At 54.0% G+C, this 16,222-nt stretch carries 14 protein-coding genes; 6 read left to right on the top strand and 8 right to left on the bottom strand.

What is annotated here, in order from left to right; genetic code table 11:
• The first annotated feature begins 4 nt into the window (after positions 1-4).
• Both BM040_RS06935 and BM040_RS06930 read left to right on the top strand, forming a co-directional pair.
• Complete coding sequence (locus BM040_RS06935) at positions 5-910, top strand: hydroxypyruvate isomerase family protein (protein ID WP_092099784.1); 906 nt, start codon at positions 5-7, stop codon at positions 908-910.
• 62 nt (positions 911-972) lie between these two features.
• A complete protein-coding gene (locus tag BM040_RS06930; protein ID WP_092099783.1) occupies positions 973-1,845 on the top strand; it encodes a sugar phosphate isomerase/epimerase family protein in 873 nt (290 codons plus the stop codon).
• Between the two features lie 78 nt (positions 1,846-1,923).
• Here BM040_RS06930 and BM040_RS06925 read toward each other — a convergent pair whose 3' ends face one another.
• The 6 genes from BM040_RS06925 to BM040_RS06900 form a co-directional block, all read right to left on the bottom strand.
• Positions 1,924-2,373, bottom strand: a complete 450-nt coding sequence (locus BM040_RS06925) for a hypothetical protein (protein ID WP_092099782.1) — start codon at positions 2,371-2,373, stop codon at positions 1,924-1,926.
• A 321-nt stretch (positions 2,374-2,694) separates the two neighbouring features.
• Positions 2,695-4,002: a sugar MFS transporter gene (locus BM040_RS06920; RefSeq protein WP_092099781.1), complete on the bottom strand. Its 1,308-nt coding sequence runs from the start codon at positions 4,000-4,002 to the stop codon at positions 2,695-2,697.
• Between the two features lie 283 nt (positions 4,003-4,285).
• Positions 4,286-5,563, bottom strand: coding sequence for an MgtC/SapB family protein (locus BM040_RS06915; RefSeq protein ID WP_092099780.1), 1,278 nt, complete (start codon positions 5,561-5,563; stop codon positions 4,286-4,288).
• A gap of 88 nt (positions 5,564-5,651) precedes the next feature.
• Positions 5,652-6,989, bottom strand: coding sequence for a TolC family protein (locus BM040_RS06910; RefSeq protein WP_092099779.1), 1,338 nt, complete (start codon positions 6,987-6,989; stop codon positions 5,652-5,654).
• A gap of 60 nt (positions 6,990-7,049) precedes the next feature.
• Entirely contained in the window at positions 7,050-10,136 is a 3,087-nt protein-coding gene (locus tag BM040_RS06905; protein WP_092099778.1) for an efflux RND transporter permease subunit, read from the bottom strand.
• A 161-nt stretch (positions 10,137-10,297) separates the two neighbouring features.
• Positions 10,298-11,428, bottom strand: a complete 1,131-nt coding sequence (locus tag BM040_RS06900) for an efflux RND transporter periplasmic adaptor subunit (RefSeq protein ID WP_092099777.1) — start codon at positions 11,426-11,428, stop codon at positions 10,298-10,300.
• 189 nt (positions 11,429-11,617) lie between these two features.
• Between BM040_RS06900 and BM040_RS06895 the strand changes: the two genes are divergently transcribed.
• A complete protein-coding gene (locus BM040_RS06895) occupies positions 11,618-11,959 on the top strand; it encodes an MGMT family protein (RefSeq protein WP_092100302.1) in 342 nt (113 codons plus the stop codon).
• A gap of 58 nt (positions 11,960-12,017) precedes the next feature.
• Entirely contained in the window at positions 12,018-12,743 is a 726-nt protein-coding gene (locus tag BM040_RS06890) for a YoaK family protein (RefSeq protein WP_092099776.1), read from the top strand.
• A 121-nt stretch (positions 12,744-12,864) separates the two neighbouring features.
• Here the strand turns inward: BM040_RS06890 and BM040_RS06885 are convergent, their stop codons facing one another.
• Entirely contained in the window at positions 12,865-13,440 is a 576-nt protein-coding gene (locus BM040_RS06885) for a DUF1579 family protein (protein WP_092099775.1), read from the bottom strand.
• A gap of 324 nt (positions 13,441-13,764) precedes the next feature.
• On the opposite strand from BM040_RS06885, the gene rlmH reads away from it, so the two are divergent.
• Complete coding sequence (gene rlmH, locus BM040_RS06875; protein ID WP_092099773.1) at positions 13,765-14,238, top strand: 23S rRNA (pseudouridine(1915)-N(3))-methyltransferase RlmH; 474 nt, start codon at positions 13,765-13,767, stop codon at positions 14,236-14,238.
• A gap of 5 nt (positions 14,239-14,243) precedes the next feature.
• Here the strand turns inward: rlmH and BM040_RS06870 are convergent, their stop codons facing one another.
• A complete protein-coding gene (locus BM040_RS06870; protein ID WP_092099772.1) occupies positions 14,244-14,783 on the bottom strand; it encodes a hypothetical protein in 540 nt (179 codons plus the stop codon).
• Between the two features lie 255 nt (positions 14,784-15,038).
• Here BM040_RS06870 and BM040_RS06865 point away from each other — a divergent pair, with 255 nt between their 5' ends.
• Positions 15,039-16,148, top strand: coding sequence for a sensor histidine kinase (locus tag BM040_RS06865; protein ID WP_092099771.1), 1,110 nt, complete (start codon positions 15,039-15,041; stop codon positions 16,146-16,148).
• Positions 16,149-16,222 lie beyond the last annotated feature (74 nt).

The raw sequence follows: 16,222 nt of genomic DNA, 5'->3' as shown, positions 1-16,222 counted from the left end.
CGATATGTTACATAATTCGAGCCGCAGAAGCTCTATTAAAAAGATTGTGGCTAGTACAGCCTCCATCACGGCAGCCGCCACCGTATTGCCTGTGCTTACAGCCTGCGCACAAGGTCAGGAAGCCGAAGAAAAAACCAATACAAAATTGAAAGGAAACATTAACCACGCCGTGAGCCGCTGGTGCTTTGGACACTTATCGTTAGACGAACTGTGCAAAGAGGCCAAGGCGATGGGTATCAAGGGCATTGATTTAGTAGGGCCCGAGGACTGGCCTACGCTAAAGAAGTATGGCCTAGAATCCACGATGTGCAACGGCGCCGAGATAAACCTGGTGGATGGCTTTAACGACAAGAAATTCCACGCGCAGCTGATTAAGAGCTATACCGATATGATCCCTCGGGTGGCAAAAGCCGGGTATAAAAACCTGATTTGCTTTAGCGGCAACCGCCGTGGCAAAACCGACGAGGAGGGCTGGAACAACTGCGTGGAAGGCCTGAAACAACTGTTGCCGCTGGCCGAGAAGCACAACGTGGTGCTGGTCATGGAGCTGCTCAACAGCAAAGTAGATCACAAGGATTACCAGTGCTCTAAAACCGCCTGGGGCGTAGAACTGGCCAAAAGGCTCGGTTCAGAGAACTTCAAGCTGCTCTACGACATCTACCACATGCAGATAGACGAGGGCGATGTGATCCGAACCATCCGCGACAACCACCAGTACTTCGCCCACTACCACACTGCCGGCGTTCCCGGTCGCAACGAGATAGACGAGACCCAGGAGCTCTACTACCCAGCCATCATGAAGGCCATCGTGGAGACCGGCTTCAAAGGCTACGTGGCGCAGGAATTTGTGCCAAAGCGGGACGATAAATTAGCTTCGCTGCGCCAGTCTATCCAAATCTGCGATGTATAAGCTGTATTTTTAAAGTATAAATCTCAAATCCTGAAAACCAACTCCTAACGAGATAATTATACATGACAACAAGACGGAATTTTCTGCAGCAGGCAGGTTTGCTGACGGCAGGTATACTCATTGCCCCAAGCTGCATGGTGGCCAAGGCGGACACTAAAAATATCGGCATACAGCTGTACACGCTTCGAGAGGAGTTGCCAAAAGATGCAAAAGGCGTGATCGGGAAAGTGGCCCAGGCCGGGTACAGGGAGGTAGAGACCTTCGGTTACTCTGATGAGTGGGGCTTTTTCGGCATGAAGCCAAAGGAATTTGCTGAACTACTTAAGCAGCATAACCTGACTGCCCCTAGCGGGCACTTTGGCCTGGACCCTTACATTGCCGGGGAGAATGAGGACATGCTTAAGTCTTACATCGACGCGGCCAAGGCGGTGGATATGAAGTATATTATCGCGCCATACTTGGGCCAGCAACTACGCCAGAGCGCTTCGGATTACCAGCGTGTGGCAGAGCGTCTTTCCAAAGCCGGAGAGGCATGTAAGGCTGCCGGTCTGCAGATGGCCTACCACAATCATGACTTTGAGTTCCAGCAGATGGATAACACCACTGGCTACGATATTCTGTTGAGTGAGACAGACCCTGAGCTGGTGAAGTTTGAGCTGGACCTGTACTGGGTAGTGCGTGCCGGCCTGGACCCGGTAGAACTGTTCAAGAAAAACCCTGGTCGCTATGAGCTATGGCACGTGAAAGACATGGACAAAGCCAACCAGAAACTCAACACCGAGGTAGGCTCCGGCTCCATCAACTACAAGCAGATCTTTGATAACGCGAAGATGGCCGGTGTGAAGCACTATGTGGTGGAGCAGGAAAACTTTGCCATGGATCCTTTCCAAAGTATAGCCCAAAGCTACACTTACGTGAAGGATAACCTGCTGTAGTAGGGTTACACTCCTAGAACAAAAAAGGCAGGCTATACTTTAAAAGTATGGCCTGCCTTTTTTGTTCGTACCGGTAAACTATAGGGACGTGTTTGGGGCCGATACGTTAGACAGGTTCTTTTCAGCGCTCAGCCACGCCCGTGCCTGTTCTTCATCGGTAAAGTTCTTCAGCTCAAACGGGGGCAAAACAGTGGTGTGGACGGCCTGTTCATTGGCTATGGCACGCTTCTCCACTTCAGGGTTAAACGACTCGAGCCGTGCCAGCTTTTGCAGACGTGTGTGAGCCAAGCCTGTCGCCAGTTTCAGGGCTATCTCCCTGCCATACTCCGGAGGGGTCGTGACGATGGTTTGGCGCCCATCGAGCAGGAGGGACTTGATATCATAATTCCTGACCGTCTCGATGATCACGCCAACGCTGTGGTGGATCTCGGGGAGGAGGAATTCATGCAGGTCCGGGTACTGCACACACAGGATGTCTTTGGCTGGGTCATAATCAAGCTTGATCAGGCCATTTTGGTAAAGCAGCATATCAGGAAGTATGTGATGAGGTCAAATTAATAAAATCCAGGTACATAATACTACTATCAGGTTAGTTGTGCACATCTGCCTTTATTTTGCCATCAAACCCACCCCTAGCCCCTCCAAGGAGGGGAATTCACGCTACATGGCAAGTAGTTCCGTTGCGCATAAATGAATCCGTGGGAGTATAAGTAATTAAATAGCGGAAGGCCGTGCGGGTTTGCTCAAACTGCTCTCTTCCTAAAGCTCTTTTAGAAGGACTACAAATAAAAAGCGCCTCCCGGATACCATTTTCCGGGAGGCGCTTGAAGTATAATACTTTAGAGTAGTTTATACTTTCCTGCCTACCTTGTGGCCTTTCGCGGCATAGAACCAGATAAACAAGTAGCAAGGCACCATGATCCAGTAAGCATCCTGTGCGTTCCAGCTGTCGGCCAGGGCGCCATAGGCAAGCGGAATAATGGCTCCACCGGCAATACCCATCACCAGCAGCGACGAGGCAGCTTTAGTGAAACGCCCTACGCCAGCCAAGGCAAGCGGCCAGATAGCAGGCCACATCAGGGAGTTAGCCAGGCCCAGCAGGGCGATGAAGGCCACCGATACGTAACCAGTCGTCATGATGGCGCCAATCGTGAAGGCTACACCAAGTATAGCGCAGATCTTCAGGGCATCCTCCTGCTTAATATACTTGGGGATGGTAACGATACCAATCAGGTAGCCGATTACCATGGCCGCCATGGTGCCGCTGGTAAAGAACTTAGCCGTAGTAAGCGGAATTCCCTGCTCTGCGCCGTAGCTGATGATGGAGTCGCCGGCCATTACTTCCACGCCCACATAGAGGAACAGCGTCAGCACACCCAGCATTACGTGAGGGATCTCGAATACGCTCTTTTTGCCGGTTGTTGCAGCGGCCGAAGTCTCGTCCTCCTCGTCGGTGTCAATCTCCGGAAGGGAAGAGCGGTAGATCCAGATGCTCAGGGCAAGCAGCACGATGATGATGCCAATGTAGGGCGGAATTACCTCCAGGGCCATCTCATCGAGGGCAGCGGCGCGGGCGCCAGCCTCCATACCTGCTACTTCAGCGCGCAGGGTGTCGGCCCCTTCCAGGCTCAGGAACAGGCCCAGGATGATAGGAGCTACGGCACCGGCCACTTTGTTACAGATACCCATGATGCTGATACGCTTGGCAGCACTCTCCGCAGGGCCTACGATGGTGATGTACGGGTTAGAAGCCGTCTGCAGAATAGCCAGGCCGCAACCGAGCAGGAACAGGCCTATCAGGAACAGCAGGTAAATGCGCGTCATGGCAGCCGGGATAAAGAGCAATGCGCCTACTGCCATCACCACCAGGGCCACTGACATGCCTTTCTTAAAGCCAAAAATGCCCAGCACACGCGGGGAGATTGGCGTCATCACCAGGTAGGCAATGTAAAAGGCGAAGGTTACGAAGAAAGACTGGAACTTGGTCAGCTCACAGGCGATCTCCAGGTAGGGGATCAGCAGGGAGTTTAGCCAGGTAACAAAGCCGAAGATAAAAAAGAGGGCACCGATAATGATCATGGCACCTGTGCTGCCCTGTTGCTGCTGGGCCAGCTCCGGCGTGTGTTGCCGCTCGTGTGTCGTGGACGTGTTTGCCATAGTGTTGTTACTAAGGTTGGATGAGTGGTAAAGGTTTGTTCAAGGATGCTTGCTTTATGTAGAACTTATCCGGCAACTTGTAGTGTGGCCTGTGTTTGAAGCAGAAATTATACTGCTGACTGAAGGCTATACTAGCTCCCTGCCAAGGGTTCTGAAATGCAAGATACTCTTATTTTTAAATTATCTCTTGTGTAGGCGCACACAGTTTAACGGAAAGTATAAATTTTTCTTCAATGAACGGGAAGTACAGGCGGTAGCGCGGGAACAGGTGCAGTATAGCAGGTTATGCAGCGCCGCCCACCCCGATGTCCAACTGAAAGTTTTCGGGCCAGAGCCAGAGCACCAGCAAGCCGCCGGCCAGCACGATGCCAAACAATAAGGCCACTTTACCAAACACCGAGCGGTTCCCAAGCACCCCAACCAGACCAGCCTTAAACGCAATATTAGAGAGTGCTGCCACCAATATCAACCGCCAGCCATGGTCGGTATCTAGGTTGCCAACCTGCATCAGCCTGGAGGTCGAGAGCGTAATGGCGTCTACATCCGTTAGGCCAGAGACAACGGCCACAAAGTATAAACCGCTATCGCCCAGCTTGTCTTTGGCAAAGGCGATGGCAAGTGTAACGATGGCATAGATAGCCCCGAAAACAAGTGCGGTCTTGAGTTGAGCCGGGTTACCCTGCTCCGGCATGGTGTCGTGGCTGTCGTCCCGCTTCAGGTACACCATTATGGCCAGTATAACCATCAGCAGGAAAACTGCGGCCAGCGGAGGAGCCACTGTGGGCAACGTGCCCGGTGCCACGACAGCCACCTCGGTGATGATGCGAACAAAAGAAACAGTGGAGGCAATAAAAATAACCAGGGCGGCCAACATGCTGCTGGCGTGCTGGTCTTTGCTGCGCCGGGCATAGCTCACTGTCGTTGCTGTACTCGAAATCAGGCCACCCAGTATACCGCCCAGCACTGTCCCGGATTTCTGCCCGAACACCTTATAGGCAAAGTAGCCAGACAGCCCCAATCCCACAATCAGCACCACCATCAGCCATATATTGTATGGGTTGAGCACCTGGTAAGGGCCGAAGGTACGGTCGGGAAGTACGGGCAACACCACCAACGAGATCACGACAAACTGCATGATGGCCCTCAGGTCATTTTGTCCTATTTTGGCCACAATGCCGTGGAGGGTGTCTTTCAGGTGCAGCAGTACGGCCACGCTGGCGCCCACGGCCACGGCCACAGTTGTCTGTCCCAGCACCAGGTAGGCGCCCACCACATACATCAGCAGGGCGGCTGCCTCGGTGGTAAGACCGATGTCGAAGTTGGGGGTTTTGCTGCGCATAAAGTTAGCCACAGCCATCAGGGCAGCCAGACTGAAAAGGCCGGAAGCCAGAATCCAGCCGCCAAAGTCCTGTGCCAGAAAGCCGGACAAGGTACCGAAAAGGGTGATAAGCGGGAAGGTGCGGATACCCGCCAGTTGCGACTGGTCATGCTGCCGCTGCAGCCCTACCAACAGCCCCAGGCCAAGCGCGATAGCAAGGGTTTGAAAAAGCTCTAGCTCCATAAACTGTTGAAATGTACTTTGAAGGTACAGCTATAAAGTATAAAAGTATAGCCATGGCTATACTTTTATACTTTAGGATACGTGATTCTTACTGCTGGTTTTCCTGCAACAGGGTGCTGCTCAGGCGTTTTAACTCAATCTCAGCAGATTTTGCCTGGAACTGTATATCGATGAGGCGGTTGGAAGCCACCAGTTCGTTTCGTTGTGCCTCGCGCAGCTCAATAGCGGTCAGGATGCCGAGCCGGTATCGCTCCAGGGCTATCTCTGCGTTTTCCTGTGCCAGTTTCACGTTGCTTTCCTCCAGCTCCAGCAGTTGCAGGCGGTTGGTGTATTGGCTGTAGGCGCGGGCCAGGTCTGCCTGCAGGCGGTTCTCCTCGCGCTGCAGCTCCAGGCTGGCCGTTTCGAGGTTGATGCGGGCATTCTGCGCCTGCCTGTTCAGGTTAAAGCCGTTGAAGATAGGCACATTCAGGCTAAGGCCGTAGTTGTAGCCGCGGTTCTGGTTAAAGCGGGCCTGGAACTCGTTCAGCGGCTCGGCCTCCGAGCGGCTGAAGTTGTAGGCGCTTTGTGCCGTTACCGTTGGGAACCGGCGGGCGCGTACCGACCTGATGTCGAGGTGGGCTAGCTGGCGCTCCAGCTGCAGGCGCTGCAGCAGGGGGTTGGCTGCCTGCAGATTGTTGGCGGCGAGGCTATAGTTCACCGTCTCGTCCACCACAATGCTGTCGGTTACCTCGAAGTCAATATCGGGGTTGCGGCCCAGCAGCTGGTTCAGGTTAATTTTGGCATTTTGCAGCACTTCCTCCTGCAGCAGCAGCTCCGAGCGGTCGGCGTTGTAATCCACCTGCGCGCGCAGGATCTCCACTTTGGCGCTCACGCCCACCTCATACTGTGCTTGGGCAATTTCCGCACGTGCCTCGGATATGGCGATGGCATCCTGGATGGCTTTTATCTTGGACGACTGCCGGGCCACTTCGTAGTAGCTGGCGATGATGTCGGCTACAGTGTTCTCCACCGTTTGCTTTGTGAAGAGCTCCCCCGATTTTTCCAGCGTTTTCAGTCGCTCGAGGTTGATGAACATCCCCAGACCATCAAAGATCACCCAGTTCAGGTTCACCCCGTAGCTGATGTTGTTGGAGCTGGCTCCCTCCCGCACGCGGTCCGGACCGGTGTTAAACTCCTGCCGCGAGTTGTTCTCGCTGAAGGTACGAGAGGCGCGCCCGTCAATATTGGGCAGAATACCGGCGTTGCCCAAGGTCACGTTGTTCTGGGAGATGGCTTCCTGCCGGCCGGCTATCTGTATGTCGTAATTGTTCTGTAACCCTATTCGGATGGCTTGTTCCAGCGATAGTTGCTCCTGGCTAAAGGCCTTTCCTGGTAGTAATAGCACCAGCCCTATCAGGGCAAGTGCTGCGGCTCTGTATGAAAACATTTATACTTTGCTCTGTCGCGTTTAAATCCTTTGGCTAAAATAATTTAATAGTGGCAGCGGCTATACATACTCTGGCTGACGCTTGCCTACCTTCGCTTCCTCCTCTACTTCCTCCACCACGTTGGCTTTGGACGATGAGAAGTATGAGTAAACTGCCGGGATTACATACAGTGTAAGCCCAGTGGCCAGTATCAGACCACCTACCACGGCAATACCCATCGGAATACGGCTCTCGGCACCAGTACCCAGCGCCAGCGCGATAGGCAGGGTACCCAGAATGGTGGAAAGCGATGTCATCAGGATAGGGCGGAAGCGCGACACGGCGGCATCTGTGGCAGCCTCTAGCTTGGTCAGGCCTTCCTGCTTGCGCTGGTTAGCAAATTCTACCAGCAGGATACCGTTCTTCGTTACCAGGCCCACCAGCATGATCATACCAATCTGGCTGAAGATGTTCAGCGTCTGCCCATAGAACCACAAGCTGATCAGGGCGCCGGCAAGGGCCAGTGGCACGGTCAGCATGATGATGATTGGGTCGACAAAGCTCTCGAACTGAGCTGAAAGCGCCAGGTAAATCAGGCCCAACGCGAGCACGAAGGCAAACAGTAAGCTGCCGGAGCTCTCCGAGAAATCCCTGGACTGGCCGCTAAGGGTGGTTTGGAAAGTTTCGTCCAGCACCTCATCCGCGATGGCGTCCATGGCCTCTATACCATCGCCAATGGTTTTGCCCTTGGTCAGGGTGGCGCTAAAGGTGGCGGCTGCAAAACGGTTAAAGCGGTATACTTGCGGCGAGGCGCTTTCTTCCTTCAGCTCGATCAGGTTATCCAGCTGGATAAGTTCGCCGGTGTTGCTCTTTACGTACAGGCTGCGCAGGTCAAGCGGTTCGCTGCGGTTCTCGCGGGCAACCTGGCCCAGGATCTGGTACTGCTTTCCGCCTTTCACAAAGTATCCGAAGCGCGTGCCGCTCAGGCCCAGCTGTATCGTCTGGGCAATGTCGCGCACACTTACACCCAGGGTCTGGGCTTTCTCACGGTCAATCTCTACCCGCAGCTCCGGCTTGTTGAACTTCAGGTTCACGTCCACGAAGTTGAAAGTCGGGTCTTGCTGGGCTTTCTCCAGGAAAGGTGGGATGATCTCGCGCAGCTTCTCCATGTTCTGCGACTGCACCACGAACTGCACCGGCTGACCGGCACCACGTCCGCCCCCCAGGCCCTTGTCGCCCGAAGCAAATGCCCTGGCCCCCGGAATCTGGTTTATCAGCGGAGGCAGGCTCTCCACAATCTCCTGCTGTGTCTGGTCACGCTCATCGGCCGGCACCAGGCGCAGGCGGATGAAGCCCGAGTTGGCGTTCCGCGTCATCGAGGTTATGCTAGAGATACCTTCAATCGAATCGTTCACCAGGGCCGTCAGCTCGTTCATGTACTGATCCATAAACTCGAAAGAGGCACCCTCCGGACCCGTGGCGTTAATTCTAAGGCCAGCGCGGTCTTCCTCTGGCGTTAGCTCTGATTGTAGCGTAGACATTTGCCACCAGATGGTGCCGGCGGCCACAAGAATAAGTATAAACGCCATCCAACGCACCCGCATAAAGGCTTCCAGGCTGCTACGGTAGCCGTTGGTCAGGGCCAGGAAGAATGGCTCGGTCTTACGGTAGAACCAGTTCGGCCTTTCTTGGTGCTTGAGGATGCGCGAGGACATCATCGGCGTAAGCGTGAGCGACACGAAGGACGAGATAATCACCGAGCCTGCCACCACGATACCAAATTCCCGGAAAAGCCTACCGGTTGTGTCTTCGAGGAAGGCCACCGGCATAAACACCGCCGCCAGGGCAACCGTGGTGGAAATAATGGCAAAGTATATTTCCTTGGCCCCGTTCTTGGCGGCCTGCAGCGGTTTTTCTCCCTTCTCTATCCGGCTATAGATGTTCTCCAGCATTACAATGGCGTCGTCCACCACCAGGCCGATGGCCAGCACGATACCCAGCAGGGTGAGCACGTTGATGGAGAAGTTCATCACATACATGATGAAGAAGGTGCCGACAAGTGACACCGGAATGGCTACTACCGGAATAAGCGTAGAGCGCCAGTCGCGCAGGAACAGGAAGATTACAACCACCACCAGGCCAAAAGCCACGATAATGGTTTCCTGCACCTCGGAAATGGAAGCCCGCACGTACTGCGAATTGTCAAAGCCTATGGTTAGCTGCAGATCTTCCGGGATGTCTTTCTTGATGTGCTCGAGGCGCCTGTAAAACTCATCGGCGATTTCAATCTGGTTAGAACCTGGCTGCGGCACCAGCACCACGCCAATCATCGGGATGCCGTTGTAGCGCAGCACAGTTTTCTCATTTTCAGGGGCCAGTTGCGCGTAGCCAATGTCGCGGAAGCGAATCAGGCGATCAGCATCCTGGCGCACAATCAGGTTGTTAAACTCCTCTGGCGTGGAGATGCGGCCCATGGTTCTTACCGAAAGCTCGGTAGTGGCGCCTTCTATACTTCCCGAAGGCAGCTCCACGTTCTGGCGGGCCAGGGCAGTCTGCACTTCCAGCGGAGTTACGCGCAGGGCCGCCAGTTTCTCCGGATCCATCCACAGGCGCATGGAGTAGCGTTTATCACCCCAGATCATGATCTCACTCACGCCAGGGATGGTCTGCAGCTGCTCCTTAAACACGTTCATGCCTATGTCCGAAAGCTCCAGCAGGGAGCGGCTCTCGCTCCGGATGCCCAGGAACAGGATAGGGTTGGCGTCGGCGTCGGCCTTTGCCACGGTAGGAGGCTCGGCGTCCTCCGGCAGCCGGCGCTGTGCCCTGGCTACCCGGTCGCGCACGTCGTTCGCTGCCGTTTCCAGGTCCACATCCAGGTTAAACTCTACGGTAATGTTGCTGCTGCCCTCGCTGCTGGTAGAGGTAAGCGTGCGGATACCGGCAATACCGTTAATGGATTCTTCCAGCGGTTCCGTTATCTCCGACTCTATCGTTTCGGCGTTGGCGCCCACGTAGGTGGTCCTTACGTTAACGATGGGCGGGTCTACGCTGGGGTACTCCCGCACTCCGAGGTAAGTGATGCCGATAAAACCGAACACCATGATCGCGATGCTCATCACGATGGCCAGTACGGGGCGTTTTATACTTATATCTGATAAACTTGCCATAAGCTTCTTCTATTTTCAGGGCCCAACATGCGGGAGGAGTACACGGGTGTGGTTCCTGCCTTTTTCCGGGCGCTATACTTCCTAAATAAGTATGCCAGTGGCTCTGGCGGTATTAACCTTAAACGTTTCAGCCTGATTTTCAGGCATAGGCGCTTTGCAAATTATTCAGCCTCAGGTGCCTGGGCCGGCTGAGGTCCTGCCTGCGTTAGGGTGTCAGAAGTTTGTACCCGGCGGATGTTCAGGTTAGAGCCGTCGCGTACCTGCAGGATGCCCGAGCGGATGATCGTGTCGCCGGGGGCTACTCCTTCCATAATCTGGATCATGGTTTCGGAACGCTGACCGATCTTCACCATCTGCGGCACGGCCTTCCCGTTTCTGGACAGGTAAATCTTGTGGCCTGTGGCTTCCGGTATGATAGCTTCCGTTGGGATAAGGATGGCGTCGTCTGAGTCGCTGAGGGCAAGGCTTACGCTTACGAAAGCGCCTGGCTTCACTTCCTCGTTCTTATTGTCAAACAGGGCACGAACCTGCAGGGTGCGGGTGGTTGGGTCTATGCCTGGCTCCACAGCATATACAGCGGCCTCGTATACTTTCGGGAGGCCTTCCACCGTGAAGCTGATTTTGTCGCCGGTTTTTACCTGCTGGCTGTAACGGCCAGGTATGGCAAAGTCAATCTTGACAGGGCTGATGTCCACGATGCGGGCAATCGGCGTGGTAGCCGATACATAGCTTCCCTCGCTCACCTGGCGCAGGCCAATCACGCCATCAAATGGCGCACGCACGTAGGCTTTGGCCAGCGTTGCCTTCAGGGCCTGGATGTCGGCAGTGGCGGTGGCTAGTTGGTTGCTTACCTGGTCATACTCCTGGGCGCTGATGTACTCTTTCTCCAGCAGGGTGCGCTGGCGCTCCTCCATCTCACGGTACAGCTTTTGGTTGGCCTCCAGCTTCTGCAGCTGCGCGCGCAGCTCGGCATCGTTTACCGTTAGCAGCAGCTGGCCTTTGCTCACCTTGCTGCCTTCCTTAAAGTTGATTCCGGTTACGCGGCCGGCAATCTCGCTTCGCAGCTCCACATCCTCGTTCGGCAGCACGGTGCCCGTGGTGGTGATCCGGTTCTGGAAAGCCCCCGGGGAGACCACGTATACGTCAACGGTTACGCGCTGGGCCATAGGTCCGCCGCCGCCACGGCCTGCCTGCCGCTGCGGCTCCGGCTCAGCCGAAATCTGCCTGTAAACAAAATAGCCTACTGCCGAAACAGCCACTAGAATCAGGATGGTTTTTAATGTTTTGTTCATGTGTGCTTTAACACAGTTTTGTTAGGTGAACGTCTAAAAGTTTTAATGTCGGGGCAATGAGGTAAGTCGTAGTTTTAAAGATAAGGCCAAATTGTGCAAGTATGAAAGTTGCCGTATCTTAAACTCTGCAAACTGTCTCATTTTAAAGACAGAAACTAGTATAGAAGGTTTAAAATGAAAGTTGAGAAAATGTCAAAAAAAGACAGCAAAGAGAATTTCTTTCAGAATGTGTATGAGGTGGTGCAACTTATACCCCGCGGCAGGGTTACCTCTTACGGAGCCATTGCCAGTTACCTGGGCGCAAAAGGCTCTGCCCGGATGGTGGGCTGGGCACTCATCGCCTCGCACCCCATGACCAAAATTCCGGCGCACCGGGTGGTAAACCGGGTGGGCATGCTGACGGGCAAGCAGCATTTCGAACACTCTGGAGCCATGCAGGAGCGGCTGGAGGAGGAGGGGGTGCGCGTGGAGAACGACCAGGTGGCGGATTTTGAGAAGCTGTTCTGGGACCCCTCCAAAGAGTTGCTCTGATCGGGTGCCCCTAACCCCGTAATTTTATACTTTGCGCCTTCTAAAGCCTTAACCACGTATGTTCCGTCACAGAGGGAAGAACCGTACCCTGAAGCATAACCTGAAGCTGGCCTCGCTGCTCTCCGGTGTGGCGGGCATTGTAAACGTGACAGGGGTGTTTGCCTTGAAGCAGCTGACCACCAACGTAACGGGCCACTTTGCCTTTTTTGCCGATGAGGTGGGCCGCCGCAATTTTGAGACCGCCTGGGGCTACCTGCTGTTTATACTTGCCTTCCTGTTTGGCGCCATCGTGTCGGCCGGGCTGCTGGAGGCCATGCTGCGCCGCAACAAACGGCTGGTGTTCCTGCCGCCTGTAGGACTGGAGATACTGGTGCTGGTAGGGGTAGGGCTGCTAAACCTGGAGTTTATCATGCAGCACCGCATCTGGGTGGCCTGCTGCCTGTTGTTTGCCATGGGCCTGCAAAACGCACTTGTTACCCGTGTCTCGAACGCCGTGGTGCGCACCACCCACCTGACCGGGCTTTTTACAGATTTGGGAATTGAGATTGCCCAGCTATACTTTTACCGCAAAGAGGAGCAGCAGAAAAAGCTCAAGGACTCCATGAAGCTGCGCCTCACCATTATCAGCTTTTTCTTTCTGGGGTGTATTGTGGGCGGCTCTTTATACTCTGCCTTTGTCATGAAAACCCTGTTGCTGGCCGCAGCCATACTTACTACGGCGCTGGTATACGACAGCGCCAAGTATAGAATGATGAAGCTAAAGCGGAAGTTCGCGAGGCCCTGACAAGTCCGGTATAAGAACTTACAAGTATAAATATAAGAACTTACAAGTATAAAAGAAAGCTGAGGGTCGGGAGCGACCTGCCGGGTACAGTAGCGGCAGATCGCTCCCGGGTTAGCTGCTCTCAGTGGAGCGCTGTATGCCTGGGCACGAAGTATACTTTTGAGTGAATCAGGTAATTCCCCTCTTCATCCAGGGAACGCGCCATTTTCAGCAGGGTGTTCTGCGGCAGAAATATATACACATACTCCATACTGGTAGGGTCTCCCTTCTTCAGCCCGTCCGGGTGCCTTAGGGTAATGGCATTATACTCAGGGTTCCACTCACCCACCAGCAGCGAGGTGTTTTTGTCTTCCCCATCTGCCTGGATTAGCTCAAAGCGGCCCTTGGCAAGGGAATACCCCAGGAAACACTCCTGTCGCTGTATACTGCCGTCCGGAAGTTTTACGTCTGTCTGCTCCAGCAGGTAGCTGCCCTGGCGGGCACGGCTGATGTTAGCCTCGCCCGTGGTTTGATGGAACATCTTGCTGTGAGGCTGCCAGGAGTAGTGGCTCACCAGCCAGTTACCGGACAAACGGCGGAGCAGTTCATGCGCCTGCTTGGAGCTTAGCTGCTCCGCCTCGGTTTCCTGTGCCTGGGCGCCAGGCGCGGTCACTACCAGCAATGCCATTGCCAGCAGGGTAAAGATTACTTTTTTCATAGTCTTATATTATTTGGTGTCGGGTTTGGTAGCTACTCCGGTCGGGTGCAAGTGCTTGAGTAGTAGTATAAAGATAAGAAAGTAGGAGGGAAGGTTGCCTGTGTTCTAGACAGACAGGCGCAAGATCTATACTTATGCTTTGATTCCTTGTGTCGGTACAGAAACTGCGGGTAAAAGTACCGATGAACTGAGGCAGGAACAGGATAAAATGGGACAGATCCTTGAATCCAGATATTTTAACCTGTTCAGGAGTATAGCCTATTACGACGCCCCCGTTTGCAAACTCCCCCTTTATGAGCGAAATTGGCGCGAAATCAACACCGGATGAAGATAAAACTAATCGTTATAGGCAAAACCGATGAAGCGTTTCTGGACGAGGGGATTGAAAAGTACCTCAAACGGCTGAAGCATTACCACTCGGTGGAGTTTATCGTGATACCAGATCTGAAGCAGGCCGGAAAGTATACGGCAGATAAGCTGAAGGAGGCAGAGGGCAAACTTATACTTGGCAAAGTGCAGGAAGGCGACCACCTCATCCTGCTCGACGAGAAAGGCAAGAGCTTCACCTCACAGGAGTTTGCCACCTTTCTGCAGAAAAAGCTCAATGCCGTTACCACCAACCTGGTATTTGCCGTGGGCGGTGCCTTCGGGTTCTCGCCCGAAGTATACGCGCGGGCCAACGACAAGATCTCGCTTTCCAAAATGACGTTCACCCACCAGATGGTGCGCCTTTTCTTCTTCGAACAGCTCTACCGCGGTTTTACCATTCTGCGGGGCGAGAAATACCATAATGACTGAAAAGCTTACTTGAAGCCGTAGCCAACCGACATGCCAAACCAGGCAGGGGAGAAGCCGGCGCTGTTAAAGGCAGGAGTCCAGTCAAAGCGGAACACGAGGCCATCGTTGAGCGGCTGGTAGCGATAACCCATGTTGATAAATCCGGTGGCGCCCCAGCCATCCACCTTCGTTACGCCCGGGTTATTTGTTTTCTGAACCGCCATACTTGCGTAAACAGGCGTTAGGCCTATGCCTGCCTCAAAGGCACTCCGGCGCTGGCCTGCCAGGTAATTTAAGGTAAGCGGGAAAGTGACGAGGCTGCTGGTAGTGGAGGTGCCGTCAGAATCCGCAGTACCCAGTGCCAGGCCTCCCACGCCCGCGCGAAAGCCAAACCCGCCCTGCTCCCCTTTGGTGAGGCGCATGTCATAATTAGCGGTAATGCCCAGCCCATTGCCAAGGACCTCAACAAAGATGGCTTTGTTATACTTGGCAGCGGCCTCCACTTGTGCCTTGGCATAGGTGGCAATGACTAAAATTAAGAAGCAGGTTAAGTTTATCTTTCGCATGGTGGAGGTATGTAGGGAATTTGGGTATAATGTATAAATTTAATTTTAAATATAAAAATATTTGAATAGTGGTTTTTTGAGCTTTCGCAAAGCGCTGGATAATACCTTCCCGTGTGGATTTGCTGTGTGGGGCACTTTTTCCCGGGAAAGCTGTTAGTAAGCCAAAGCTAGCCGTTTAAGCCGCTAGTGTGGGCGCACGTCTAAAAGTAAGGAAGAGCGTATAACGCCTTGCACCAGAAAATATACCTTTGTAGTATGGAGATGAAGTTGAGTACGGCCAACACCCTGGAGAGCAACGTAGCCACCTGGAGCCTGCCAGAGGTTGGTAATGTAACACAAAACCGAATGCTGCTGCACCTGTTCTTCTGGGCGGTGTATGTGGTATTCTTCGGCCTGCTGTATGGCAGCTATATCGACGACTATTATAACGCCTTTATGGTGGAGTTGGTGGAGCTGCCGTTTAAGATGGCCCTGGTATACTTTAACATGTACTACCTGATGCCGCGCTACCTGCTGCAGAAGCGCTACCTGGAGTTTTTCGTGTACCTGCTGCTGCTGATGGGGGCCATTGCCGGGCTGATGCAGTTTGTGCTGCTGCCGTTTCTGATCCACCCTATTTTCTGCCCCACCACCTGCACCGAGGACAGCCTGACGTTTTACCGCTTTATCAAGAACATCGTCAACATCAACTACGTGGTGACCATCACCGCCGTCATTGCGTTGCTCAAATACTGGTACAGCCATCAGCGGGCCGCCCGCGACCTGACGCAGGACAAGCTGGAGGCCGAGCTCAAGTTCCTGAAAGGGCAGATCCACCCGCACTTTTTGTTCAACACGCTCAATAGCCTGTACTCGCTTACGCTCAAGAAATCGGACAATGCGCCGGAGGTGGTGCTGAAGCTCTCGGGCCTGATGGACTACATGCTGCACGACGCCAATGCCCCTATGGTGCCCCTGGATAAGGAGCTGGCCTATATTCAGAACTACATTGCCCTGGAAGAGGTGCGCTACGGCGACAGGGTGGATGTGCAGTTTTCGGCCACCGGCAGTATAGCCGGCAAGCAGATTGCGCCCATGCTGTTGCTGCCCTTCGTGGAGAACGCCTTTAAGCACGGCGTGAGCACCGAAACCAAGGATGCCTGGATCAGGATTGATGTAAAGGTAACGGACGGCAAACTGGTGCTGCTGGTAGAGAACTGCAAATGCTCGAACAAAGCTAGCAGCAGCTCCCGCGACATGGCCTCCGGCATCGGCCTTAAAAACCTGCAGCGCCGCCTGGAGCTGCTCTACGAAGGCCGCTACGAGCTGGAAGTGGAGGAGGAGCAGGACAGCTACGCCGCCAGGCTGGAAATAGAAATCGAGTAAGAACGGCACCTGCCGCAGGCTTTTTGCTTGTGGTAAAGTTACATTTACCATGCATCTGGCCCGAAAGGGGAAAG

Origin of the sequence: Pontibacter chinhatensis, from assembly GCF_900113285.1 — a bacterium.
GTDB classification, from domain to species: Bacteria; Bacteroidota; Bacteroidia; order Cytophagales; family Hymenobacteraceae; genus Pontibacter; species Pontibacter chinhatensis.
The sequence above is the reverse complement of the archived record's forward strand: the minus strand, read 5'-3'. Positions and strand labels throughout refer to the sequence as shown.

Bases quoted from the DNA above. Each gene is read 5' to 3' on its own strand.
- BM040_RS06915 (WP_092099780.1), bottom strand. From the start codon at position 5,563: ATGGAGCTAGAGCTTTTTCAAACCCTTGCTATCGCGCTTGGCCTGGGG.
- BM040_RS06920 (WP_092099781.1), bottom strand. From the start codon at position 4,002: ATGGCAAACACGTCCACGACACACGAGCGGCAACACACGCCGGAGCTG.
- rlmH (WP_092099773.1), top strand. From the start codon at position 13,765: ATGAAGATAAAACTAATCGTTATAGGCAAAACCGATGAAGCGTTTCTG.
- BM040_RS06930 (WP_092099783.1), top strand. From the start codon at position 973: ATGACAACAAGACGGAATTTTCTGCAGCAGGCAGGTTTGCTGACGGCA.
- BM040_RS06900 (WP_092099777.1), bottom strand. From the start codon at position 11,428: ATGAACAAAACATTAAAAACCATCCTGATTCTAGTGGCTGTTTCGGCA.
- BM040_RS06925 (WP_092099782.1), bottom strand. From the start codon at position 2,373: ATGCTGCTTTACCAAAATGGCCTGATCAAGCTTGATTATGACCCAGCC.
- BM040_RS06895 (WP_092100302.1), top strand. From the start codon at position 11,618: ATGTCAAAAAAAGACAGCAAAGAGAATTTCTTTCAGAATGTGTATGAG.
- BM040_RS06890 (WP_092099776.1), top strand. From the start codon at position 12,018: ATGTTCCGTCACAGAGGGAAGAACCGTACCCTGAAGCATAACCTGAAG.
- BM040_RS06905 (WP_092099778.1), bottom strand. From the start codon at position 10,136: ATGGCAAGTTTATCAGATATAAGTATAAAACGCCCCGTACTGGCCATC.
- BM040_RS06865 (WP_092099771.1), top strand. From the start codon at position 15,039: ATGGAGATGAAGTTGAGTACGGCCAACACCCTGGAGAGCAACGTAGCC.
- BM040_RS06935 (WP_092099784.1), top strand. From the start codon at position 5: ATGTTACATAATTCGAGCCGCAGAAGCTCTATTAAAAAGATTGTGGCT.
- BM040_RS06870 (WP_092099772.1), bottom strand. From the start codon at position 14,783: ATGCGAAAGATAAACTTAACCTGCTTCTTAATTTTAGTCATTGCCACC.
- BM040_RS06910 (WP_092099779.1), bottom strand. From the start codon at position 6,989: ATGTTTTCATACAGAGCCGCAGCACTTGCCCTGATAGGGCTGGTGCTA.
- BM040_RS06885 (WP_092099775.1), bottom strand. From the start codon at position 13,440: ATGAAAAAAGTAATCTTTACCCTGCTGGCAATGGCATTGCTGGTAGTG.